General features: G+C 64.9%; 23 protein-coding genes. All 23 read left to right on the forward strand.

Annotation, left to right across the window (positions count from 1 at the left end):
• Positions 1–12 precede the first annotated feature (12 nt).
• The 23 genes from rpoB (at position 13) to rplF (ending at position 21377) form a co-directional block, all read left to right on the forward strand.
• Positions 13–4203: a DNA-directed RNA polymerase subunit beta gene (gene rpoB, locus MNO14_RS04340; RefSeq protein ID WP_241945545.1), complete on the forward strand. Its 4191-nt coding sequence runs from the start codon at positions 13–15 to the stop codon at positions 4201–4203.
• A 91-nt stretch (positions 4204–4294) separates the two neighbouring features.
• Positions 4295–8572 (forward strand): DNA-directed RNA polymerase subunit beta', encoded by a 4278-nt coding sequence (rpoC, locus tag MNO14_RS04345; RefSeq protein ID WP_241945546.1) that lies wholly within the window; start codon positions 4295–4297, stop codon positions 8570–8572.
• A 250-nt stretch (positions 8573–8822) separates the two neighbouring features.
• The gene (gene rpsL / locus MNO14_RS04350; RefSeq protein WP_183427976.1) at positions 8823–9197 is read left to right on the forward strand and encodes a 30S ribosomal protein S12; all 375 of its coding nucleotides are present in this window, start codon (positions 8823–8825) and stop codon (positions 9195–9197) included.
• Between the two features lie 10 nt (positions 9198–9207).
• Positions 9208–9675, forward strand: a complete 468-nt coding sequence (gene rpsG / locus MNO14_RS04355; protein WP_183427975.1) for a 30S ribosomal protein S7 — start codon at positions 9208–9210, stop codon at positions 9673–9675.
• 183 nt (positions 9676–9858) lie between these two features.
• Positions 9859–11952: an elongation factor G gene (fusA, locus tag MNO14_RS04360; RefSeq protein ID WP_183427974.1), complete on the forward strand. Its 2094-nt coding sequence runs from the start codon at positions 9859–9861 to the stop codon at positions 11950–11952.
• Between the two features lie 96 nt (positions 11953–12048).
• Positions 12049–13239, forward strand: coding sequence for an elongation factor Tu (gene tuf / locus MNO14_RS04365; RefSeq protein WP_241945543.1), 1191 nt, complete (start codon positions 12049–12051; stop codon positions 13237–13239).
• A 448-nt stretch (positions 13240–13687) separates the two neighbouring features.
• Complete coding sequence (rpsJ, locus tag MNO14_RS04370; protein WP_047137645.1) at positions 13688–13999, forward strand: 30S ribosomal protein S10; 312 nt, start codon at positions 13688–13690, stop codon at positions 13997–13999.
• An 11-nt stretch (positions 14000–14010) separates the two neighbouring features.
• Complete coding sequence (gene rplC / locus MNO14_RS04375) at positions 14011–14664, forward strand: 50S ribosomal protein L3 (protein WP_241945547.1); 654 nt, start codon at positions 14011–14013, stop codon at positions 14662–14664.
• Between the two features lie 11 nt (positions 14665–14675).
• Complete coding sequence (rplD, locus tag MNO14_RS04380) at positions 14676–15281, forward strand: 50S ribosomal protein L4 (protein ID WP_241945548.1); 606 nt, start codon at positions 14676–14678, stop codon at positions 15279–15281.
• Entirely contained in the window at positions 15278–15577 is a 300-nt protein-coding gene (rplW, locus tag MNO14_RS04385; RefSeq protein ID WP_241945549.1) for a 50S ribosomal protein L23, read from the forward strand. Before rplD ends, rplW begins: the two co-directional genes overlap by 4 nt.
• A 10-nt stretch (positions 15578–15587) precedes the next feature.
• A complete protein-coding gene (gene rplB / locus MNO14_RS04390; RefSeq protein ID WP_241945550.1) occupies positions 15588–16415 on the forward strand; it encodes a 50S ribosomal protein L2 in 828 nt (275 codons plus the stop codon).
• 6 nt (positions 16416–16421) lie between these two features.
• A complete protein-coding gene (rpsS, locus tag MNO14_RS04395; protein ID WP_047137640.1) occupies positions 16422–16694 on the forward strand; it encodes a 30S ribosomal protein S19 in 273 nt (90 codons plus the stop codon).
• A gap of 10 nt (positions 16695–16704) precedes the next feature.
• Positions 16705–17097, forward strand: a complete 393-nt coding sequence (gene rplV, locus MNO14_RS04400; protein WP_047137639.1) for a 50S ribosomal protein L22 — start codon at positions 16705–16707, stop codon at positions 17095–17097.
• The gene (gene rpsC / locus MNO14_RS04405) at positions 17098–17835 is read left to right on the forward strand and encodes a 30S ribosomal protein S3 (RefSeq protein ID WP_047137638.1); all 738 of its coding nucleotides are present in this window, start codon (positions 17098–17100) and stop codon (positions 17833–17835) included. It abuts the gene before it with no gap.
• A 2-nt stretch (positions 17836–17837) separates the two neighbouring features.
• Positions 17838–18251: a 50S ribosomal protein L16 gene (gene rplP, locus MNO14_RS04410; RefSeq protein WP_183426251.1), complete on the forward strand. Its 414-nt coding sequence runs from the start codon at positions 17838–17840 to the stop codon at positions 18249–18251.
• Complete coding sequence (gene rpmC, locus MNO14_RS04415; RefSeq protein WP_047137636.1) at positions 18251–18439, forward strand: 50S ribosomal protein L29; 189 nt, start codon at positions 18251–18253, stop codon at positions 18437–18439. Before rplP ends, rpmC begins: the two co-directional genes overlap by 1 nt.
• A 10-nt stretch (positions 18440–18449) precedes the next feature.
• Positions 18450–18710 (forward strand): 30S ribosomal protein S17, encoded by a 261-nt coding sequence (rpsQ, locus tag MNO14_RS04420; protein ID WP_047137635.1) that lies wholly within the window; start codon positions 18450–18452, stop codon positions 18708–18710.
• A 13-nt stretch (positions 18711–18723) separates the two neighbouring features.
• Positions 18724–19092: a 50S ribosomal protein L14 gene (gene rplN / locus MNO14_RS04425; RefSeq protein WP_047137634.1), complete on the forward strand. Its 369-nt coding sequence runs from the start codon at positions 18724–18726 to the stop codon at positions 19090–19092.
• A 15-nt stretch (positions 19093–19107) separates the two neighbouring features.
• Positions 19108–19425, forward strand: a complete 318-nt coding sequence (rplX, locus tag MNO14_RS04430) for a 50S ribosomal protein L24 (RefSeq protein WP_047137633.1) — start codon at positions 19108–19110, stop codon at positions 19423–19425.
• An 11-nt stretch (positions 19426–19436) separates the two neighbouring features.
• Positions 19437–19979 carry a 50S ribosomal protein L5 gene (gene rplE, locus MNO14_RS04435; RefSeq protein ID WP_047137632.1) on the forward strand — a complete coding sequence of 181 codons (543 nt, stop codon included), beginning with the start codon at positions 19437–19439 and terminating at the stop codon, positions 19977–19979.
• A 9-nt stretch (positions 19980–19988) separates the two neighbouring features.
• On the forward strand, positions 19989–20294 hold the full coding sequence (gene rpsN, locus MNO14_RS04440; RefSeq protein ID WP_183426250.1) for a 30S ribosomal protein S14: 306 nt from the start codon (positions 19989–19991) through the stop codon (positions 20292–20294).
• A 144-nt stretch (positions 20295–20438) separates the two neighbouring features.
• Positions 20439–20834 (forward strand): 30S ribosomal protein S8, encoded by a 396-nt coding sequence (rpsH, locus tag MNO14_RS04445; protein ID WP_047137630.1) that lies wholly within the window; start codon positions 20439–20441, stop codon positions 20832–20834.
• A gap of 15 nt (positions 20835–20849) precedes the next feature.
• Complete coding sequence (rplF, locus tag MNO14_RS04450) at positions 20850–21377, forward strand: 50S ribosomal protein L6 (protein WP_241945551.1); 528 nt, start codon at positions 20850–20852, stop codon at positions 21375–21377.
• Positions 21378–21434: the final 57 nt, after the last annotated feature.

Consider the following 21434-nt stretch of genomic DNA (forward strand, 5'->3'; position numbering starts at 1 on the left):
GGCGTACTCCCCATGACGACGTCCCAGCTCCAGTCGAACCCGCATCAGGCGAACTACTCGTTCACCGAGAAGAAGCGCATCCGCAAGAACTTCGGCAAGCGCCGCCAGATCCTCGAGGTGCCGTTCCTGCTGGCCATCCAGGTCGACTCCTATCGCGAGTTCCTGCAGGCCGACCGCGACCCCGCCAAGCGCGAGGACCGCGGCCTGCACGCCGCACTCAAATCCGTGTTCCCGATCGTCAGCTACAACGGCTACGCCGCGCTGGAGTACGTCGGCTACAAGCTCGGCGAACCGGGGTTCGACGAGCGTGAATGCCGCAACCGTGGCCTGAGCTACGGTGCTCCGCTGCGCGTGACCGTGCGCCTGGTGATCTACGACCGCGAGTCGTCGAGCAAGGCCATCAAGTATGTGAAGGAGCAGGAGGTCTACATGGGCGAGATCCCGCTCATGACCGACAACGGCACCTTCATCATCAACGGCACCGAGCGCGTCATCGTCTCGCAGTTGCACCGCTCGCCGGGCGTGTTCTTCGATCATGACCGCGGCAAGACCCACAGCTCGGGCAAGCTGCTGTACTCGGCCCGCATCATTCCTTACCGCGGCTCTTGGCTGGACTTCGAGTTCGACCCGAAGGACGCGCTGTTCACGCGTATCGACCGTCGCCGCAAGCTGCCGGTGTCGGTGCTGCTGCGCGCGCTCGGCTACAACAACGAAGAGATGCTCAACGAGTTCTTCGAGATCAACAGCTACCACATCCTGCCCGAAGGCGAGGGTGTGCAGCTGGAGCTGGTCTCCGAGCGTCTGCGCGGCGAGACGTTGAACTTTGACCTGCTCGACGGCGAGAAGGTCATCGTCGAGGCCGGCAAGCGCATCACCGCGCGCCACGTCAAGCAGCTCCAGGCCTCGGGCATCACCGCGCTGGCAGTGCCGGACGACTACCTGGTCGGCCAGATCCTGTCGCACGACGTCATCGACCCGTCGACCGGCGAGCTGGTTGCGACCGCCAACGACGAGATCTCGCTCGAGACCCTCGAGGCGCTGCGCAAGGCCGGTATCGAGACCATCGGCACGATCTGGGTCAACGACCTCGACCGCGGTCCGTATCTGTCCAACACCCTGCGCATCGACTCGACCAAGACCCAGCTCGACGCGCTGGTCGAGATCTACCGCATGATGCGTCCCGGCGAACCGCCGACCAAGGACGCCGCGCAGAACCTGTTCCACAACCTGTTCTTCACCTTCGAGCGCTACGACCTGTCGGGCGTGGGCCGGATGAAGTTCAACCGCCGTCTGGGCCGCAAGGAAGTCACCGGCGCGCCGGTGCTCTACGACGCGCGCTACTTCGCCGAGCGCAAGGACGAGGACTCGGTCAAGCTGCGCGAGCAGTACGGCCAGACGTCCGACATCCTCGACGTGATCCGCGTGCTGACCGAGATCCGCAACGGTCGCGGCGTGGTCGACGATATCGACCACCTGGGCAATCGTCGTGTGCGTTCGGTTGGTGAAATGGCCGAAAACGTGTTCCGCGTGGGCCTGGTCCGCGTCGAGCGCGCCGTGCGCGAGCGCCTGACGATGGCCGAGGCCGATGGCCTGACCCCGCAGGAGCTGATCAACGCCAAGCCGGTCGCGGCCGCTGTCAAGGAGTTCTTCGGGTCCTCGCAGCTGTCGCAGTTCATGGACCAGAACAACCCGCTGTCGGAAGTCACGCACAAGCGTCGCGTCTCGGCCCTGGGCCCGGGCGGTCTGACCCGCGAGCGTGCCGGCTTCGAAGTGCGCGACGTGCACCCGACCCATTACGGCCGCGTGTGCACCATCGAAACGCCGGAAGGCCCGAACATCGGCCTGATCAACTCGCTGGCGACGTTCGCGCGCACCAACAAGTACGGCTTCCTCGAGACCCCGTACCGCAAGGTCGTCGACAGCCGCGTCACCGACGAGATCGAGTACCTGTCGGCGATCGAAGAGAACGACTACGTCATCGCGCAGGCCAACGCCGTCCAGGACGAGAAGGGCGTGATGACGCAGCAGTTCGTCGACTGCCGCTTCCAGGGCGAGTCGCTGCTCAAGCCGCCGGCCGAGATCCATTACATGGACGTCTCGCCGATGCAGACCGTGTCGGTCGCGGCTGCGCTTGTGCCGTTCCTCGAACACGACGACGCCAACCGCGCACTGATGGGCGCCAACATGCAGCGCCAGGCTGTGCCGACGCTGCGCGCGCAAAAGCCGCTGGTCGGTACCGGCATCGAGCGCGCCGTGGCGCGCGACTCGGGCGTGACCGTGAACGCCCGCCGTGGCGGCGTGATCGAGCAGATCGACGCCGGTCGCGTCGTGGTCAAGGTCAATGAAGAGGAGATCTCCGGCGAGCACGATGCCGGCGTCGACATCTACAACCTGATCAAGTACACGCGCTCCAACCAGAACACCTGCATCAACCAGCGTCCGCTGGTGAATGTGGGCGACGTGGTCGCGCGCGGCGACGTGCTGGCCGACGGTCCCTCGACCGACATCGGTGAGCTCGCGCTGGGCCAGAACATGCTGGTCGCATTCATGCCGTGGAACGGCTACAACTTCGAAGACTCGATCCTGCTGTCGGAGCGCGTCGTCAAGGAAGACCGCTACACGACGATCCACATCGAAGAGCTGACCGCGGTCGCCCGCGACACCAAGCTGGGACCGGAGGAGATCTCCGCCGATATCCCGAACGTGTCGGAGAACGCGCTCAACCGTCTTGACGAGTCGGGCGTGGTGTACATCGGTGCGGAAGTGCGCGCCGGTGACATCCTGGTCGGCAAGGTCACGCCGAAGGGCGAGAGCCAGCTGACGCCGGAAGAGAAGCTGCTGCGCGCGATCTTCGGCGAGAAGGCCTCGGACGTGAAGGACAGCTCGCTGCGCGTGCCCCCGGGCATGGACGGCACCGTCATCGACGTGCAGGTCTTCACCCGCGACGGCATCGAGAAGGACAAGCGCGCCAAGCAGATCGAGGAATCCGAGATCAAGCGCGTCAAGAAGGACTTCGACGACCAGTTCCGCATCCTCGAGTCGGCGATCTACGCGCGTCTGCGCGCGCAGATCCAGGGCAAGGTCGCCAATGGCGGTCCGGGCCTGAAGAAGGGCGATACGGTCTCCTCGCTGGTGCTCGACGGCCTGAAGAAGTCCGACTGGTTCCAGATCCGGATGAAGGACGAGGACGCGGCCGACGCGATCGAGCGCGCGCAGAAGCAGATCGACGCGCATCAGAAGGAATTCGAACGCCGGTTCGCCGACAAGCGCGGCAAGATCACCCAGGGCGACGACCTCGCACCGGGCGTGCTGAAGATGGTCAAGGTCTATCTGGCCGTGAAGCGCCGCATCCAGCCGGGCGACAAGATGGCCGGCCGTCACGGCAACAAGGGTGTCGTGTCGACCATCGTGCCTGTGCAGGACATGCCCTACATGGCCAACGGCAACACCGTCGACATCGTGCTCAACCCGCTGGGCGTGCCGTCGCGTATGAACATTGGCCAGATCCTCGAAGTCCACCTGGGCCTGGCGGCCAAGGGTCTGGGCGAGAAGATCCAGCGGATGCTCGACGCGCAGGCCAAGGTCAACGAGCTGCGTGCGTTCCTCGACCAGATCTACAACCACGACAAGTCGGTGGCTGCGCAGCGCGTCGACCTGTCGCAGTTCAGCGACGAGGAGCTGCTGACGCTGGCCGGCAACCTGACCGACGGCGTGCCGATGGCGACCCCGGTGTTCGACGGCGCCGCCGAGTCGGAAATCAAGGCGATGCTGGAGCTGGCGGACCTGCCGACCAGCGGTCAGACCCGCCTGTTTGACGGCCGTACTGGTGAAGCGTTCGAGCGCGAGGTGACCGTGGGCTACATGCACATGCTCAAGCTCAACCACCTGGTGGACGACAAGATGCACGCACGCTCGACTGGTCCGTACTCGCTCGTCACCCAGCAGCCGCTGGGCGGCAAGGCGCAGTTCGGCGGTCAGCGGTTCGGCGAGATGGAAGTCTGGGCGCTGGAAGCCTACGGCGCGGCCTACACCCTGCAGGAAATGCTGACGGTGAAGTCCGACGACGTGCAGGGCCGCAACCAGATGTACAAAAACATCGTCGACGGCGAGCACGAGATGGTTGCCGGCATGCCCGAGTCGTTCAACGTGCTGGTCAAGGAAATCCGCTCGCTGGCGATCAACATGGAGCTGGAGGAGCACTGAGGCAGGGCGTTTCGTCGCGCGGCGCATGTGAGCGCGCCGCGCGCGACCACGATCCATCCCGCCCCAGGTTCCCCATTCCCGGAGTAAAGACATGAAAGACCTGCTCAACCTCTTCAACCAGCAGCGCCAGATCCCGGACTTCGACGCGATCAAGATCGCGCTGGCCTCGCCCGACCTGATCCGTTCGTGGTCGTTCGGCGAAGTGAAGAAGCCCGAGACGATCAACTACCGCACGTTCAAGCCTGAGCGCGACGGTCTGTTCTGCGCGGCGATCTTCGGCCCGATCAAGGACTACGAGTGCCTGTGCGGCAAGTACAAGCGCATGAAGCACCGCGGCGTGGTGTGCGAGAAGTGCGGCACCGAGGTCACGCTGGCCAAGGTGCGCCGCGAGCGCATGGGCCACATCGACCTGGCCTCGCCGGTCGCCCACATCTGGTTCCTCAAGTCGCTGCCTTCGCGCATCGGCCTGATGCTGGACATGACCCTGCGCGACATCGAACGCATCCTGTACTTCGAGGCGTTCGTCGTCACCGAGCCAGGCCTGACCCCGCTCGAGCGCGGCCAGCTGCTCAATGAAGAGCAGTTCATGCAGATGCGCCAGGAGCACGGCGACGACTTCGACGCCGCGATGGGCGCCGAGGCGGTGTTCGACCTGCTGCGCACGATCGATCTACAGGCCGAGATGGCCCGTCTGAAGGAAGAGATCGCCGCGACCGGCTCGGAGACCAAGCTCAAGCGTCTGACCAAGCGCATCAAACTGGTCGAGGCGTTCATCGATTCGGGCAATCGTCCCGAGTGGATGATCATGACCGTGCTGCCGGTGCTGCCGCCGGATCTGCGTCCGCTGGTGCCGCTGGATGGCGGCCGCTTCGCGACCTCGGATCTCAACGATCTGTACCGCCGCGTGATCAACCGCAACAATCGTCTGCGCCGCCTGCTCGAACTCAACGCGCCCGACATCATCGTGCGCAACGAAAAGCGCATGCTGCAGGAATCGGTCGACGCGCTGATGGACAACGGCCGTCGCGGCCGTGCCATCACCGGCACCAACAAGCGTCCGCTCAAGTCGCTGGCCGACATGATCAAGGGCAAGCAGGGCCGGTTCCGCCAGAACCTGCTGGGCAAGCGCGTCGACTACTCGGGCCGTTCGGTCATCGTGGTCGGCCCGACCCTGCGCCTGCACGAGTGCGGCCTGCCGAAGAAGATGGCGCTGGAGCTGTTCAAGCCCTTCATCTTCGCCAAGCTGCAGCGCCGTGGCCTGGCCACGACGATCAAGGCCGCCAAGAAGCTGGTCGAGCGCGAAGAGGCGGAAGTCTGGGACATCCTCGAGGAGGTCATCCGCGAGCACCCGGTCATGCTCAACCGTGCGCCGACGCTGCACCGCCTGGGCATCCAGGCGTTCGAGCCGGTGCTGATCGAAGGCAAGGCAATTCAGCTGCACCCGCTGGTGTGTACCGCGTTCAACGCCGACTTCGACGGCGACCAGATGGCCGTGCACGTCCCGCTGAGCCTCGAGGCCCAGCTCGAAGCGCGTGCGCTGATGATGGCGTCCAACAACATCCTCTCGCCGGCCAATGGTGAGCCGATCATCGTGCCGTCGCAGGACGTCGTGCTCGGTCTGTACTACATGACCCGTGCGCTGGAGAACATCCCGGGCGAGGGCATGGTGTTCGCCAACATCGCCGAAGTGCGTCGCGCGTTCGACAACAAGGCCGCCGGCCTGCACGCCAAGATCAAGGTTCGTATCAACCAGACCGTGATCGGCGAGGACGGCTCGCGCGAGAAGGTGACCTCGATCGTCGAAACGACCGTGGGTCGTGCGCTGCTGCTGGAGATCATGCCCGACGGCCTGCCGTTCGAGCTGGCCAACGTCGAGCTCAACAAGAAGAACATCAGCCGGCTGATCAATGCCTGCTACCGTCGCCTGGGCCTCAAGGACACGGTCGTGTTCGCCGACAAGCTGATGTACACCGGCTTCGGCAACGCGACCCGCGCGGGTGTTTCGATCGGCATCAATGACATGACGATCCCCAACGAGAAGAAGGGCATCCTGGCCGAGGCGGAGACCGAGGTGCTGGAGATCCAGCAGCAGTACCAGTCGGGTCTGGTCACCGCCGGCGAGCGCTACAACAAGGTCGTCGACATCTGGTCGCGCACCAATGAGCGCATCGCCAAGGCGATGATGGACGCGATCGGCACCGACCACGTGACCAACGCCAAGGGCGAGACGGTCGCGCAGAAGTCGATGAACTCGCTCTACATCATGGCCGACTCCGGCGCGCGTGGTAGCCAGGCGCAGATCCGTCAGCTGGCCGGTATGCGCGGCCTGATGGCCAAGCCGGACGGCTCGATCATCGAGACGCCGATCATCGCGAACTTCCGCGAAGGTCTGAACGTGCAGGAGTACTTCAACTCCACGCACGGTGCCCGTAAGGGTCTGGCCGATACCGCGCTCAAGACCGCGAACTCCGGTTACCTGACCCGTCGCCTGGTCGACGTGGCCCAGGACGTGGTGATCACGGAAGTCGACTGCGGCACGGTCGACGGCCTGACCATGACCCCGATCGTCGAAGGCGGCGACGTGGTCGAGCCGCTGCGCGACCGCGTGCTGGGTCGTGTCGTGGCCGAGGACGTGTTCCTGCCGGGCAACGACGAAGATCCGATCGTCACGCGCAACACGCTGCTCGACGAGCAGTGGGTCGTGCGTCTGGAAGAGGCCGGTGTGCAGTCGATCAAGGTCCGCTCCACGATCACCTGCGAAAGCGCGTTCGGCGTGTGCTCGAGCTGCTACGGCCGCGACCTGGGCCGTGGTCACCTGGTCAACCAGGGCGAGGCCGTGGGCGTGGTCGCCGCGCAGTCGATCGGTGAGCCCGGTACCCAGCTGACGATGCGCACGTTCCACATCGGTGGTGCGGCGTCGCGTGCGGCCGCCATCGACAACGTGACGGTCAAGACCACCGGCTCGATCAAGTTCAACAACCTCAAGTTCGTGACCCACGAGAGCGGCAACCTGGTCGCGGTCTCGCGTTCGGGCGAGCTGTCGGTGCTCGACGGCCATGGCCGCGAGCGCGAGCGCTACAAGCTGCCCTACGGCGCGATGATCACCGTGCGTGATGGCGATGCCATCAAGGCCGGCCAAACCGTTGCGAACTGGGATCCGCACAATCACCCGATCGTGTCGGAAGTGGCGGGTTTCATCCGCTTCGTGGACTTCGTCGAGGGCGTCACCGTCATCGAGAAGACCGATGAACTGACCGGACTGGCGTCGCGCGAGATCACCGATCCCAAGCGCCGCGGCTCGCAGGGCAAGGACCTGCGTCCGATCGTGCGGATCGTCGACAAGGCTGGCAACGACCTCAACATCCCGGGCACCGACCTGCCGGCGCAGTACCTGCTGCCGCCGCGCTCGATCGTCAACCTGCAGGACGGCGATGCCGTCGGCGTGGGCGACGTGGTGACCAAGGTGCCGCAGGAAGCGTCCAAGACCCGCGACATCACCGGTGGTCTGCCGCGCGTGGCCGATCTGTTCGAGGCCCGCAAGCCGAAGGACCCGGCGATCCTGGCCGAGAAGTCGGGCATCGTCAGCTTCGGCAAGGACACCAAGGGCAAGCAGCGCCTGATCATCAAGGGTGCCGACGGCGAAGACCATGAGGAGCTGATCCCCAAGTATCGCCAGATCATCGTGTTCGAGGGCGAGCACGTCGAGAAGGGCGAGACCGTGGTGGACGGCGAGCCGAGTCCGCAGGACATCCTGCGCCTGAAGGGCGTCGAGGAGCTGGCGTCGTACCTGACCAAGGAAATCCAGGACGTCTACCGGCTGCAGGGCGTGAAGATCAACGACAAGCACATCGAGGTGATCGTTCGCCAGATGCTGCGCAAGGTCGAGATCACCGATGCCGGCGACAGCCGCTTCCTCCATGGCGAGCAGGCCGAGCGCCAGCGCGTCATCGAGGACAACGCCAAGCTGATCGCCCGCAACGAGCTGCCGGCCAAGTTCGACCCGGTCCTGCTGGGCATCACCAAGGCATCGCTGGCGACCGAGTCGTTCATCTCGGCCGCCTCGTTCCAGGAAACCACCCGCGTACTGACCGAGGCGGCCGTGCGCGGCACGCGCGACAGCCTGCGCGGCCTCAAGGAGAACGTGATCGTCGGCCGCCTGATCCCGGCCGGTACCGGCCTGGCCTACCACACCCAGCGCCGCCGGGCGGCGTCGGGCCTGACCGAGTCCGAGATGGACACGCTGTCGGGCGGTTTGGTGGCCCAGGACGTGGTCGAGACGGCGGCGCCGGTGGCGCTGTCGCCCGATCAGGTCATGCTCGAGGACGCCCCGGTGTCCCAGGTGGCTGACAGCGACGAGAACGCAGGCTAAGATAGCCCACCTTTGGCGGCCCTTCGGGGCCGCCCAGACTCCGAAATGAGGCGCAGGACGCGGCTCGTATTCGGTCCAGGACGGACGGGACGCGTTGTAGGCCGGGTCGACCCTGTGGGCGGCCGGCGGCAGTAGAGCTTGCGTTGACGCGTTGCGTCAGCGCGGGCTATACTTTTTCGTCTGGCAGACGGCATGTTCCGTCTGCCTTCGTTTTCACCGGGCCCAGGCCCGATCCACAGACCAGAGACTGATGGCAACGATCAACCAGCTGGTGCGGAAGTCGCGCAGCCCCGAAACCTACAAGAGCACTTCGCCCGCGCTGGCGAACTGCCCGCAGCGCCGTGGCGTCTGCACCCGCGTCTACACCACGACCCCGAAGAAGCCGAACTCGGCGCTGCGCAAGGTCGCCAAGGTCCGCCTGACCAATGGCTACGAGGTCATCTCGTACATCGGCGGCGAAGGCCACAACCTGCAGGAGCACTCGGTGGTGCTGATCCGCGGCGGTCGCGTCAAGGATCTGCCGGGTGTGCGTTACCACACCGTTCGCGGTTCGCTCGACGCTGCCGGCGTTGCGAAGCGCAAGCAGGCACGTTCGAAGTACGGCGCAAAGCGTCCGAAGGGCTGAGGATTAGAGAATGTCGCGTAAAGGAAACACCCCGCAGCGCTCGGTGCTGCCCGACCCGAAGCATGGCAGCGAGACGATCGCCCGCTTCATCAACATGGTCATGAAGAGCGGCAAGAAGTCGGTCGCCGAGAAGATCGTCTACGGTGCGATGGACGTCATCGGCGAGAAGAACCCCGAAGCGCTCGAGCTTGTCGAGAAGGCGCTGGGCAACGTCTCGCCGGCCGTCGAGGTCAAGTCCCGCCGCGTCGGTGGCGCGACCTACCAGGTGCCGGTCGAAGTGCGCGCCTCGCGCCGCATGGCGCTGGCGATGCGCTGGCTGATCGAGTCGGCGCGCAAGCGCGGCGAGAACAGCATGCCGCGCAAGCTCGCCGCCGAGCTGATCGACGCCTCCGAGAACCGGGGCGGTGCGATCAAGAAGCGTGAAGAGACCCACCGCATGGCCGACGCCAACAAGGCGTTCGCGCACTACCGCTGGTAAGCGGACCTGCGGGCTCCGGTTGAACCCGGGGCCCGCCGGCACCATTCAAGGTGCCTCCAGGCGGTCATCGACCGCACGCAGGATTCGAAGGCCGCCGAAAGGCGGCATTCGTCCATTCAAGCGATTCCATCGCGAAGGCGCCCGGGCTCTGTCGGGTCCTTCCATCCAAACGAGAATACTGACGTGGCTCGCACGACTCCCATCGAACGCTACCGCAACTTCGGCATCATGGCTCACATCGATGCCGGCAAGACGACCACCTCCGAGCGCATCCTGTTCTACACGGGCAAGAGCCACAAGATCGGCGAGGTGCACGACGGCGCCGCGACCATGGACTGGATGGAGCAGGAGCAGGAGCGTGGCATCACGATCCAGTCCGCGGCGACGACTGCGTTCTGGAAGGGGATGGACAAGTCCTTCCCCGAGCACCGCTTCAACATCATCGACACCCCCGGGCACGTTGACTTCACGATCGAAGTCGAGCGCAGCCTGCGCGTGCTCGACGGCGCAGTGTTCGTGCTGTGTGCGGTCGGTGGCGTGCAGCCGCAGTCGGAGACCGTGTGGCGCCAGGCCAACAAGTACCACGTGCCGCGCATCGCGTTCGTCAACAAGATGGACCGCACGGGCGCCAACTTCCTCAAGGTCCGCGACCAGCTGAAGGCACGCCTGGGTGCGGTGCCGGTGCCGATGCAGGTGCCGATCGGCGCCGAGGACGGCTTCGAGGGCGTGGTCGACCTGCTGAAGATGAAGGCGATCCACTGGGACACCGCGTCCCAGGGTCTGAACTTCGAGTACCGCGACATCCCGGCCGAGCTGCAGGCGCAGGCCGAAGAGGCGCGTGCCTTCATGGTCGAATCGGCCGCCGAGGCCAGCGAAGAGCTGATGGACAAGTACCTGGAGAGCGGTGAGCTGTCCGAGGACGAGATCGTCAACGGCCTGCGCGAGCGCACGCTCAAGACCGAGATCGTGCCGATGTTCTGTGGCACGGCGTTCAAGAACAAGGGCGTCCAGGCGATGCTCGACGGCGTCATCAAGCTGCTGCCGTCGCCGGTCGACGTGCCGGCGGTCAAGGGCGTGGACGTCGACGACGAGACCAAGGAACTGTCGCGCGAGTCGAGCGACAAGGCCCCGTTCTCGGCGCTGGCGTTCAAGATCATGACCGACCCGTTCGTGGGTTCGCTGACGTTCTTCCGCGTCTACTCGGGCACGCTCAACGCCGGTGACCAGGTCTACAACTCGGTCAAGGGCAAGAAGGAGCGCATCGGCCGTCTGTTGCAGATGCACTCCAACAACCGCGAAGAGATCAAGGAAGTGCTGGCCGGCGACATCGCCGCGGCGGTGGGTCTGAAGGACGTCACCACCGGCGACACGCTGTGCGCGCAGGACGCGCCGATCGTGCTCGAGCGCATGAGCTTCCCCGAGCCGGTGATCTCGATGGCCGTCGAGCCCAAGACCAAGTCCGACCAGGAGAAGATGGGCCTGGCGCTCGGTCGCCTGGCGCAGGAGGATCCGTCCTTCCGCGTGCGTACCGACGAAGAGTCGGGCCAGACGATCATCTCGGGCATGGGCGAGCTGCACCTGGACATCATCGTTGACCGCATGAAGCGCGAGTTCAACGTCGAGGCCAATGTCGGCAAGCCGCAGGTGGCCTACCGCGAGACGATCCGCAAGTCGGTCAAGTCCGAAGGCAAGTTCGTGCGGCAGTCGGGCGGTAAGGGCCAGTTCGGTCACGTGTGGCTGGAAATCTCGCCGCAGGAGCCGGGCACCGGTTACGAGTTCGAGAACGCCATCGTCGGCGGCGTCGTGCCCAAGGAGTACATCCCGGCGGTCGACAAGGGCATCCAGGAAGTGCTGGCCAACGGCATCATGGCTGGCTATCCGATCGTCGACGTCAAGGTCCGGCTGGTCGATGGCTCCTACCATGAAGTCGACTCGTCGGAAATGGCGTTCAAGATCGCCGGCTCGATGGGCTTCAAGGAAGGCTTCAACAAGGCCAGCCCGGTGCTGCTCGAGCCGATCATGAAGGTCGAGGTCGTCAGCCCCGAGGACTACCTGGGCGACGTGATGGGCGACGTCAGCCGCCGTCGCGGCATCCTGCAGGGCCAGGACGACAGCCCGTCGGGCAAGATCATCAACGCGATGATCCCGCTGGGCGAGATGTTCGGTTACGCCACCCAGCTGCGCTCGATGTCGCAGGGTCGCGCGACCTTCACGATGGAGTTCGACCACTACGCGGAAGCGCCGGCCAACATCGCCGAGACCGTCACCAAGAAGTAAGCGTGATTCGTGATGCGGGATCCGTGATTTGAAAGAACACGGGTCCCGCTTTTCACCGATCACCAATCACCAATCACGAATTACGGAGTTATTACAATGGCAAAGGGTAAGTTCGAGCGCACCAAGCCGCACGTCAATGTCGGCACGATCGGTCACGTCGACCACGGCAAGACGACGCTGACGGCGGCGCTGACGAAGATCGGCGCTGAGCGTTTCGGCGGCGAGTTCAAGGCCTACGACGCGATCGACGCGGCGCCGGAAGAGAAGGCGCGCGGCATCACGATCTCGACCGCGCACGTGGAATACGAGAGCCCGACGCGCCACTACGCGCACGTCGATTGCCCGGGCCACGCGGACTACGTCAAGAACATGATCACCGGTGCGGCGCAGATGGACGGCGCGATCCTGGTGTGCTCGGCCGCTGACGGCCCGATGCCGCAGACGCGCGAGCACATCCTGCTGTCGCGTCAGGTCGGCGTGCCGTACATCGTCGTGTTCCTGAACAAGGCCGACATGGTGGACGACGCCGAGTTGCTCGAGCTGGTCGAGATGGAAGTGCGCGAGCTGCTGAGCAAGTACGAGTTCCCGGGCGACGACACCCCGATCATCTCGGGTTCGGCGCGCCTGGCGCTGGAAGGCGACCAGAGCGAGATCGGCGTGCCTGCGATCCTGAAGCTGGTCGACGCGCTGGACACCTGGATTCCGGAGCCGGAGCGCGACATCGACAAGGCATTCCTGATGCCGGTCGAGGACGTGTTCTCGATCTCGGGTCGCGGCACGGTGGTCACGGGCCGTATCGAGCGCGGCATCATCAAGGTCGGCGACGAAATCGAAATCGTCGGTATCCGTCCGGTGCAGAAGACGACCGTCACGGGCGTCGAGATGTTCCGCAAGCTGCTCGACCAGGGCCAGGCGGGCGACAACGCCGGTCTGCTGCTGCGCGGCACCAAGCGTGACGACGTCGAGCGTGGCCAGGTGCTGGCCAAGCCGGGTTCGATCAAGCCGCACACCGACTTCGAGGCCGAGGTCTACGTGCTGTCGAAGGACGAGGGTGGCCGTCACACGCCGTTCTTCAAGGGCTACCGTCCGCAGTTCTACTTCCGCACCACCGACATCACCGGTGCGGTGGAGCTGCCGGAAGGCACCGAGATGGTGATGCCGGGCGACAACGTGAAGATGGTGGTCACGCTGATCAACCCGGTGGCGATGGACGAAGGTCTGCGCTTCGCGATCCGCGAAGGCGGCCGGACCGTCGGCGCCGGCGTGGTGGCCAAGATCCTGAAGTAAGCCCACGGCCCGCGCGCTTTTGGCGCGACGGGGCGGCGATGCAAGCGAAACGGACCGGGCTCCCCGGCCCGTTTCGCCTTTCCGCAAGGCAGGGCTTGCGCCGGTAGGGCGGGACCCGCTAGAATGCAAGACCCTCGCGGGTTGGTCGATTCAGGCCTGCCCGCGAAATCGCGAAATGAGGTGCAGGATGCCCTCGTCTTCGCCAGACACGGAAATGTCGCGAGGCTGCGCTCCACCCGTTCCGAAGGTCTTCGGAGCACGATGGGATGGAGCGGGTCATTGCGTCTGCAATTCCAGGTCTGGGCGGATCGGGCAACCGGTCTGCCTTTCGTTTTTCCAGGGAAAGGCCCCGGGGCGCGGGTGAATGCTCCGGATCGCCACGATTTCACAGGGGTTCCGCGCACCCAGCCGCGGGCCCGTCGCTCTTTTAACGAAGGATATTTCCGTCATGACGGACCAAAAGATCCGGATCCGCCTCAAGGCGTTCGATCATCGCCTGATCGACCGTTCGGCCAGCGAGATCGTCGAAACCGCGAAGCGGACGGGCGCCCAAGTGCGCGGCCCCATCCCGCTGCCGACCAAGATCGAGCGTTACACCATCCTGACGTCGCCGCACGTCGACAAGGATGCGCGTGACCAGTACGAGACCCGCACGCACAAGCGCGTGCTCGACATCGTCGACCCCAACGACAAGACCGTGGACGCGCTGATGAAGCTCGAGCTCGCGGCTGGCGTCGACGTCCAGATCAAACTGACCTGAGGGCCGCCACCATGACCGCGAAGATTCATTCGTTGGGCATCGTCGGCCGCAAGGCCGGCATGAGCCGGGTGTTCACCGAAGACGGCAAGTCCGTGCCGGTGACGCTGATCGAAGCCACCCCCAACCGTATCACCCAGGTGAAGACCCCCGAGACCGACGGCTACAGCGCCGTGCAGGTCACCGCCGGCAGCAAGCGTGCCGTGCTGGTCAACAAGCCCGAAACCGGTCACCTCGCCAAGGCGAAGGTCGAAGCCGGTCGCGGCCTGTGGGAACTGCGCGTGGCCGACGACAAGATCGCCGACTTCAGCGTCGGCGGTGAGATCCGCGCCGATATCTTCGAAGTGGGCCAGCTCGTCGACGTCCAGGGCGTCACCAAGGGCAAGGGCTTCCAGGGCACGATCAAGCGCTGGAACTTCAAGATGGGCGACGCCACGCACGGTAACTCGCTGTCGCACCGCCAGCCCGGTTCGCTGGGTCAGCGCCAGACGCCTGGCCGCGTGTTCCCGGGCAAGAAGATGTCCGGCCACATGGGTGCCGACGTCCAGACGACGCAGCGCCTGCAGATCGTCAAGGTCGACGCCGAGCGCGGCCTGATCGCGGTCAAGGGCGCCGTGCCGGGCGCGCCGGGCGGCGACGTGATCGTGCGTCCGTCGAGCAAGGCATAAGGAGTAGCACGATGGAACTCGCAATCAACAACAGCAGCAACAAGCTGTCGGTCTCCGACGCCGTGTTCGGCCGCGATTTCAGCGAGGATCTGGTCCACCAGGTCGTCGTCGCCTATCGCAACGCCGGTCGCGCCGGGACCAAGGCCCAGAAGACCCGTTCGGAAGTCAGCGGCACGACCAAGAAGTCGAAGAAGCAGAAGGGTGGCGGTGCACGTCACGGCGCCCTGACCGCTCCGATCTTCGTCGGCGGTGGCGTGACCTTCGCGGCCAAGCCGCGCAGCTTCGAGCAGAAGGTCAATCGCAAGATGTACCGCGCGGCGATGTCGGCGATCCTGTCCGAGCTCAACCGCCAGGGCCGTCTGACGATCGTCGAGACGTTCGACCTGACCGAGACCAAGACCAGCGGCATGGTCGCCAAGCTCAAAGAATTCGACCTGGGCAAGCGTCCGCTGATCGTGACCGAAGACGCGTCCGAGCACCTGTACCTGTCGGCACGCAACCTGCCGTACGTCGAGATCCGCGACGTGCAGGGCCTGGATCCGGTCGCGCTGGTCGGCGCCGATTCCGTGCTGATCACCACCGATGCGGTGAAGAAGATCGAGGAGTGGCTGGCATGAACGACGCCAAGCTCTATGAAGTGATCCGTGCGCCGCGCGTGTCCGAAAAGACCGCGCGCCTGCAGGAACTGTCCAACCAGTACGCGTTCGAAGTGTCGACGGTCGCCACCAAGGCCGACATCAAGGCCGCGATCGAGAAGCTGTTCGACGTCAAGGTCGAGGCGGTCAACGTCGTCAACGTGAAGGGCAAGAACAAGTCCTTCCGTCAGCGTCAGGGCAGCCGCGGCGACTGGCGCAAGGCCTACGTGAAGCTGGCCGACGGCCAGTCGATCGACGTCATGAACGCGAAGGTCTGAGGAAGCCCCGATGCCATTGATGAAATTCAAGCCCACGTCCGCCGGTCGCCGCTCCGCGGTCCGCGTCGTGCACCCCGAGCTGCACAAGGGTGCGCCGCATGCCGCGCTGGTCGAGAAGAAGAGCAAGTCGGGTGGTCGCAACCACCACGGCCGGATCACCACGCGCCACATCGGCGGCGGTCACAAGCAGCACTACCGCATCGTCGACTTCAAGCGCGACAAGGAAGGCATTCCGGCGCGCGTGGAGCGTATCGAGTACGACCCCAACCGCACCGCGCACATCGCGCTGCTGGTGTACGTCGACGGTGAGCGCCGCTACATCATCGCCCCCAAGGGCCTGAAGGCCGGTGACCAGGTGATCGCGGGTTCCGACGCGCCGATCAAGACCGGCAACACGTTGCCGCTGCGCAACATCCCGGTCGGTTCGACGATCCACTGCATCGAGATGAAGCCGGGCAAGGGCGCGCAGATCGCGCGTGCCGCCGGCGCCGCCGTCCAGCTGATCGCGCGCGAAGGCGTCTACGCGACCCTGCGCCTGCGTTCGGGCGAAGTGCGCCGCGTGCCGTCGGAGTGCCGCGCCACGATCGGCGAGGTCAGCAACGACGAGCACAGCCTCGAGAAGCTCGGCAAGGCTGGCGCCAAGCGCTGGCGCGGCGTCAAGCCCACCGTCCGCGGTGCGGCGATGAACCCGGTCGACCATCCGCACGGCGGTGGTGAGGCCCGCGCCGGACAAGGCAACCCGCACCCGGTCACCCCGTGGGGCGTGCCGACCAAGGGTTACAAGACCCGCCATAACAAGCGGACGCAGCAGTTCATCGTGCGCGACCGTAGGAGCTGATAGACCATGGCACGTTCACTCAAGAAGGGTCCGTTCGTCGACCACCACCTCATCAAGAAGGTCGAGGCCGCCGGCACCAACACCAAGAAGCCGATCAAGACCTGGTCGCGCCGCTCGATGGTCCTGCCGGAAATGGTCGGCTTCACGATCGCCATCCACAACGGCAAGAACCACATTCCGGTGCTCGTCAACGAGAACATGGTTGGCCACAAGCTCGGCGAGTTCGCCCTGACCCGGACGTTCAAGGGTCACGGCGGCGACAAGAAGTCGGGCAGGTAAGGAGCGCACAATGGACAAGGCAACGAAAGCCCGCCTCGAAGAGCAGAAGCGCGCTCGCACCGAGGTCAACAAGCGCACCGCGATCCTGCGGACCGCGCGCATCTCGCCCCAGAAGGCCCGTCTGGTCGCTGACCAGGTTCGCGGTCTGCCGGTCGAACGCGCCGTCGGCCTGCTGAAGTTCTCGGACAAGAAGGCCGCGCACCTGATCAAGAAGGTCGTCGAATCGGCCATCGCCAACGCCGAGAACAACGCCGGCGCCGATGTCGATGAGCTGAAGATCGCCACCATCACGGTCGACGAAGGTCCGACGCTGAAGCGCTTCATGGCGCGCGCCAAGGGACGCGGTACCCGCATCCTCAAGCGCACCAGCCACATCACCGTCGTCGTGGGAGAGGGCAAGTAAATGGGTCATAAAGTTCATCCCACCGGTATCCGCCTGGGCATCGCCAAGGACTGGAACTCCAAGTGGTACGCCGGCAAGAAGGAATACGCCGAGTACCTCGCCGCCGACCTGAAGGTCCGCGAGATGCTGCGCAAGCGCCTGGCGCAGGCCGGCATCAGCAAGATCCTGATCGAGCGTCCGGCCAAGACCGCTCGCGTGACGATCCACACCGCCCGCCCGGGCGTGGTGATCGGCAAGCGCGGCGAAGACATCGAGAAGCTGCGCAAGGACGTGAGCCAGATGATGGGCGTTCCGGCGCACATCAACGTGACCGAGGTCCGCAAGCCGGAGCTCGACGCGCAGCTGGTCGCCGAGTCGATCGCGCAGCAGCTCGAGCGCCGCATCATGTTCCGTCGCGCGATGAAGCGTGCGGTCGGTAATGCGATGCGCCTGGGCGCGCTGGGCATCAAGGTCAATGTCGCCGGCCGCCTCAACGGCGCCGAGATCGCACGTTCGGAGTGGTACCGCGAAGGTCGCGTGCCGCTGCACACGCTGCGCGCCGACGTCGACTACGGTTTCGCCGAGGCCAAGACGACCTACGGGATCATCGGCATCAAGACCTGGATCTACAAGGGCGAGATCTTCGATTTCTCCCAGGTCGGCCAGGAGAAGCAGGACGACACGCCGCGCGGCGAGCGTGGTGACCGCGGAGACCGCGAGCGCCGTGGTCCGCGTCGTGAACGCGAGGCGAGGGACTAATCATGCTGCAACCCAAGCGAACCAAGTACCGCAAGATGCACAAGGGCCGTAACGAAGGCCTGTCGTGGAGCGGCAATGCCGTCAGCTTCGGCGAGTACGGCCTGCGGGCGACCGCGACCGGCCAGCTGACCGCGCGTCAGATCGAAGCCGGCCGCCGGACCATCAGCCGTCACGTCAAGCGCGGCGGCAAGATGTGGATCCGCGTGTTCCCGGACAAGCCGATCACCAAGAAGCCGATCGAAGTCCGAATGGGCTCGGGCAAGGGCGGCGTGGAGTACTGGGTCGCCCAGATCCAGCCCGGCCGCATGATCTACGAGATCGAGGGCGTCGAGGAGACGGTGGCACGCGAAGCGTTCCGCCTGGCTGCCGCCAAGCTTTCGGTCACCACCCAATTCGTGACCCGGACGGTGCGCTGATGGCTACGACCAAGGAACTCCGCGAGAAGTCGGCAGAAGAGCTGCAGTCGCATCTGCTCGAGCTGCACAAGGAGCGTTTCTCGCTCCGCATGCAGAAGGCGACCGGTCAGCTGACCAAGACGCACGAAGCCCGTCGGGTGCGCCGCGAGATCGCGCGCGTCAACACCCTGATCGGCCAGAAGAAGTAAGGACCCGACCATGAATACCGAGAAGAAGCAGCGCACGGTCCAGGGCCGCGTGGTCAGCAACAAGATGGACAAAACCGTCACGGTGCTGGTCGAGCGTCAGGTCAAGCACGCCCTGTACGGCAAGTACATCAAGCGTTCGACCAAGCTCCACGCCCACGACGCCGAGAACGCCTGCCAGGAAGGCGATCTGGTGAAGGTCGTCGAGATCGCGCCGATGTCCAAGACCAAGAACTGGCGCGTGACGGAAATCGTCGCGCGCGCGGCCGAATAACGAGGAGCTCGAAATGATCCAGATGCAGAGCCACCTCGACGTGGCGGACAACAGCGGTGCCAAGGAAGTGATGTGCATCAAGGTGCTCGGCGGCTCCAAGCGCCGCTACGCCGCGATCGGCGACATCATCAAGGTGTCCGTGAAGGAAGCGATTCCGCGTGGCAAGGTCAAGAAGGGCGAAGTCTACGACGCCGTCGTGGTGCGTACCCGCAAGGGTGTGCGCCGTCCCGACGGTTCGCTGATCCGCTTCGATGGCAACGCCGCGGTGTTGCTCAACAACAAGCAGGAGCCGATCGGCACCCGCATCTTCGGGCCCGTGACCCGTGAGCTTCGTTCCGAGAAGTTCATGAAGATCGTGTCGCTCGCTCCCGAAGTGCTCTGAGCGGAGAGAACGAACATGGCCAATCGAATCAAGAAGGGCGACCACGTCATCGTGATCGCCGGCAAGGACAAGGGCAAGCGCGGTGATGTGGTGCGCGTGGTCGGCGACAAGGTCGTCGTCTCCAACGTCAACCTCGTCAAGCGCCACACCAAGCCCAATCCGCAAGCCGGCCAGGCCGGTGGCGTGATCGAGCGCGAAGCTCCGATCCACGCTTCGAACGTGATGCCGTTCAACCCTGCCACCGGCAAGGGCGAGCGCATCGGAACCAAGAAGCTCGAGGATGGACGCACGCTGCGCGTGTTCCGCTCGAGCGGTGAGGCGCTCGACGCCTGAGGATGCCCAAAATGACGACCCGTCTGGAACAGTTCTACAAGGATGAAGTGGTGCCGAAGCTCATGGAGCAGTTCGGTTACGACAACATCATGCAGGTCCCGCGCCTGACCAAGATCACGCTCAACATGGGCGTGGGCGAGGCAGCCGCGAACAAGAAGATCCTCGAGAACGCCACTGCCGACATGGCCAAGATCAGCGGCCAGAAGCCGCTGGTGACCAAGTCGCGCGTGTCGGTCGCCTCGTTCAAGATCCGCGACGGCTGGCCGATCGGCTGCAAGGTCACGCTGCGCCGCAACCGGATGTACGAGTTCCTCGATCGTCTGGTGAACGTCTCGCTGCCGCGCGTGCGCGACTTCCGTGGCGTGTCGGGCCGTTCGTTCGACGGCCGCGGCAACTACAACATGGGCGTGAAGGAACAGATCATCTTCCCGGAAATCGACTTCGACCAGGTCGACGCGATCCGCGGCATGGATATCGCCATCACCACCACCGCACGCACCAACGAAGAAGCCAAGGCACTGCTCGAAGCCTTCCGCTTCCCGTTCCGCAACTGAGGAAAGCACATGGCAAAGACGTCCATGGTCAACCGCGAGGTCAAGCGGACCAAGCTGGCCAAGCAGCACGCCGAGAAGCGTGCGGCGCTGAAGAAGATCATCAGCAGCCAGACCGCGAGCTACGAGGACAAGATCGAGGCCGCGACCAAGCTGCAGAAGCTGCCGCGCGACTCGTCGCCCTCGCGTCAGGTCAACCGTTGCGCCCTCACGGGCCGCCCGCGTGGCGTGTACAGCAAGTTCGGCCTGGGCCGCAACAAGCTGCGCGAAGCCACGATGCGCGGCGACGTGCCGGGTCTGCGCAAGGCCAGCTGGTAATCGAGCGGGCGGGGTACGGGTCTGGCGTTCCGGCGCCGGGCCTGTACAATACCGCCCCTCACGCTGTACCCCGGCCGGGCCACCGGTCGGTTCAAAACTAGAATTCGCGAAAGCGGATATCGGTGCACTCAGAAGGTAATCATCATGAGCATGACTGATCCCATCGCCGACATGCTGGTCCGCATCAAGAATGCGGCAGCGGTCGGCAAGCAGACGGTGAAGATGCCGTCGTCCAAGACCAAGGTCGCCATTGCCACCGTCCTCAAGGACGAGGGGTACATCGGCGATTTTCGCGTGACCGAGAACGGCGCCAAGGCCGAGCTCGAGATCGTCCTCAAGTATTACGAAGGCCGCCCGGTGATCGAGCGCCTGCAGCGCTTCTCGCGTTCGGGCCTGCGTCAGTACCGCGGCAAGGATGCGCTGCCCAAAGTCCTCAACGGGCTCGGCATCGCCATCATCTCCACCTCGAAGGGCATCATGACCGATGCGCAGGCGCGCCAGCAGGGCGTCGGCGGTGAAGTCCTGTGCTTCGTGGCCTAAGGGAGTAAGCGCACAATGTCCCGCGTCGCCAAGAAGCCCATCGCCCTGCCCAAGGGCGTCGAACTCAACATCCAGCCCGAGCTGGTCAGCGTCAAGGGCCCGAAGGGCACGCTGTCGCTCGCCAAGCCGGCGTCCATCGAGGTCAAGATCGAGGACGGCACTGCGCTGCTGTCGGCCGCCGATCCGTCGCAGATCGCCCTGACCGGCACCCTGCGCGCGATCGTCGCCAACATGGTCCACGGCGTGTCGGAAGGCTTCGAGCGCAAGCTCGAGCTCGTCGGCGTCGGTTACCGTGCGGCGGTCCAGGGCAAGGACCTGAACCTCTCGCTCGGGTTCTCGCACCCGGTCGTGTTCCAGGCGCCCGAAGGCATCACCCTCAGCACCCCCACCCAGACCGAGATCCTGGTCCAGGGCGCGGACAAGCAGATGGTCGGCCAGGTCGCCGCGAAGATCCGCGGATTCCGTCCGCCGGAGCCCTACAAGGGCAAGGGCGTGAAGTACTCCGACGAAACCATCATCCGTAAGGAAGCCAAGAAGGCGTAAAGGCCGGGAATCGGGATGGGGAAATCCGGATGCATGCGAGCCACCGTCAGGTGCGCG

Source organism: Luteimonas sp. S4-F44 (genome assembly GCF_022637415.1).
Classification (GTDB): Bacteria; Pseudomonadota; Gammaproteobacteria; order Xanthomonadales; family Xanthomonadaceae; genus Luteimonas.

Excerpts from the sequence above, each read along its gene's own strand:
- rpsN (WP_183426250.1), top strand. The coding sequence starts at position 19,989 with ATGGCAAAGACGTCCATGGTCAACCGCGAGGTCAAGCGGACCAAGCTG.
- rplP (WP_183426251.1), top strand. The coding sequence starts at position 17,838 with ATGCTGCAACCCAAGCGAACCAAGTACCGCAAGATGCACAAGGGCCGT.
- rplF (WP_241945551.1), top strand. The coding sequence starts at position 20,850 with ATGTCCCGCGTCGCCAAGAAGCCCATCGCCCTGCCCAAGGGCGTCGAA.
- rpsS (WP_047137640.1), top strand. The coding sequence starts at position 16,422 with ATGGCACGTTCACTCAAGAAGGGTCCGTTCGTCGACCACCACCTCATC.
- tuf (WP_241945543.1), top strand. The coding sequence starts at position 12,049 with ATGGCAAAGGGTAAGTTCGAGCGCACCAAGCCGCACGTCAATGTCGGC.
- rpsL (WP_183427976.1), top strand. The coding sequence starts at position 8,823 with ATGGCAACGATCAACCAGCTGGTGCGGAAGTCGCGCAGCCCCGAAACC.
- rplE (WP_047137632.1), top strand. The coding sequence starts at position 19,437 with ATGACGACCCGTCTGGAACAGTTCTACAAGGATGAAGTGGTGCCGAAG.
- rpsH (WP_047137630.1), top strand. The coding sequence starts at position 20,439 with ATGAGCATGACTGATCCCATCGCCGACATGCTGGTCCGCATCAAGAAT.
- rpsC (WP_047137638.1), top strand. The coding sequence starts at position 17,098 with ATGGGTCATAAAGTTCATCCCACCGGTATCCGCCTGGGCATCGCCAAG.
- rplN (WP_047137634.1), top strand. The coding sequence starts at position 18,724 with ATGATCCAGATGCAGAGCCACCTCGACGTGGCGGACAACAGCGGTGCC.
- rpoB (WP_241945545.1), top strand. The coding sequence starts at position 13 with ATGACGACGTCCCAGCTCCAGTCGAACCCGCATCAGGCGAACTACTCG.
- rpsQ (WP_047137635.1), top strand. The coding sequence starts at position 18,450 with ATGAATACCGAGAAGAAGCAGCGCACGGTCCAGGGCCGCGTGGTCAGC.
- rplC (WP_241945547.1), top strand. The coding sequence starts at position 14,011 with ATGACCGCGAAGATTCATTCGTTGGGCATCGTCGGCCGCAAGGCCGGC.
- rpsG (WP_183427975.1), top strand. The coding sequence starts at position 9,208 with ATGTCGCGTAAAGGAAACACCCCGCAGCGCTCGGTGCTGCCCGACCCG.
- rplX (WP_047137633.1), top strand. The coding sequence starts at position 19,108 with ATGGCCAATCGAATCAAGAAGGGCGACCACGTCATCGTGATCGCCGGC.
- rplD (WP_241945548.1), top strand. The coding sequence starts at position 14,676 with ATGGAACTCGCAATCAACAACAGCAGCAACAAGCTGTCGGTCTCCGAC.
- rpoC (WP_241945546.1), top strand. The coding sequence starts at position 4,295 with ATGAAAGACCTGCTCAACCTCTTCAACCAGCAGCGCCAGATCCCGGAC.
- rpsJ (WP_047137645.1), top strand. The coding sequence starts at position 13,688 with ATGACGGACCAAAAGATCCGGATCCGCCTCAAGGCGTTCGATCATCGC.
- rplW (WP_241945549.1), top strand. The coding sequence starts at position 15,278 with ATGAACGACGCCAAGCTCTATGAAGTGATCCGTGCGCCGCGCGTGTCC.
- rplV (WP_047137639.1), top strand. The coding sequence starts at position 16,705 with ATGGACAAGGCAACGAAAGCCCGCCTCGAAGAGCAGAAGCGCGCTCGC.
- rplB (WP_241945550.1), top strand. The coding sequence starts at position 15,588 with ATGCCATTGATGAAATTCAAGCCCACGTCCGCCGGTCGCCGCTCCGCG.
- rpmC (WP_047137636.1), top strand. The coding sequence starts at position 18,251 with ATGGCTACGACCAAGGAACTCCGCGAGAAGTCGGCAGAAGAGCTGCAG.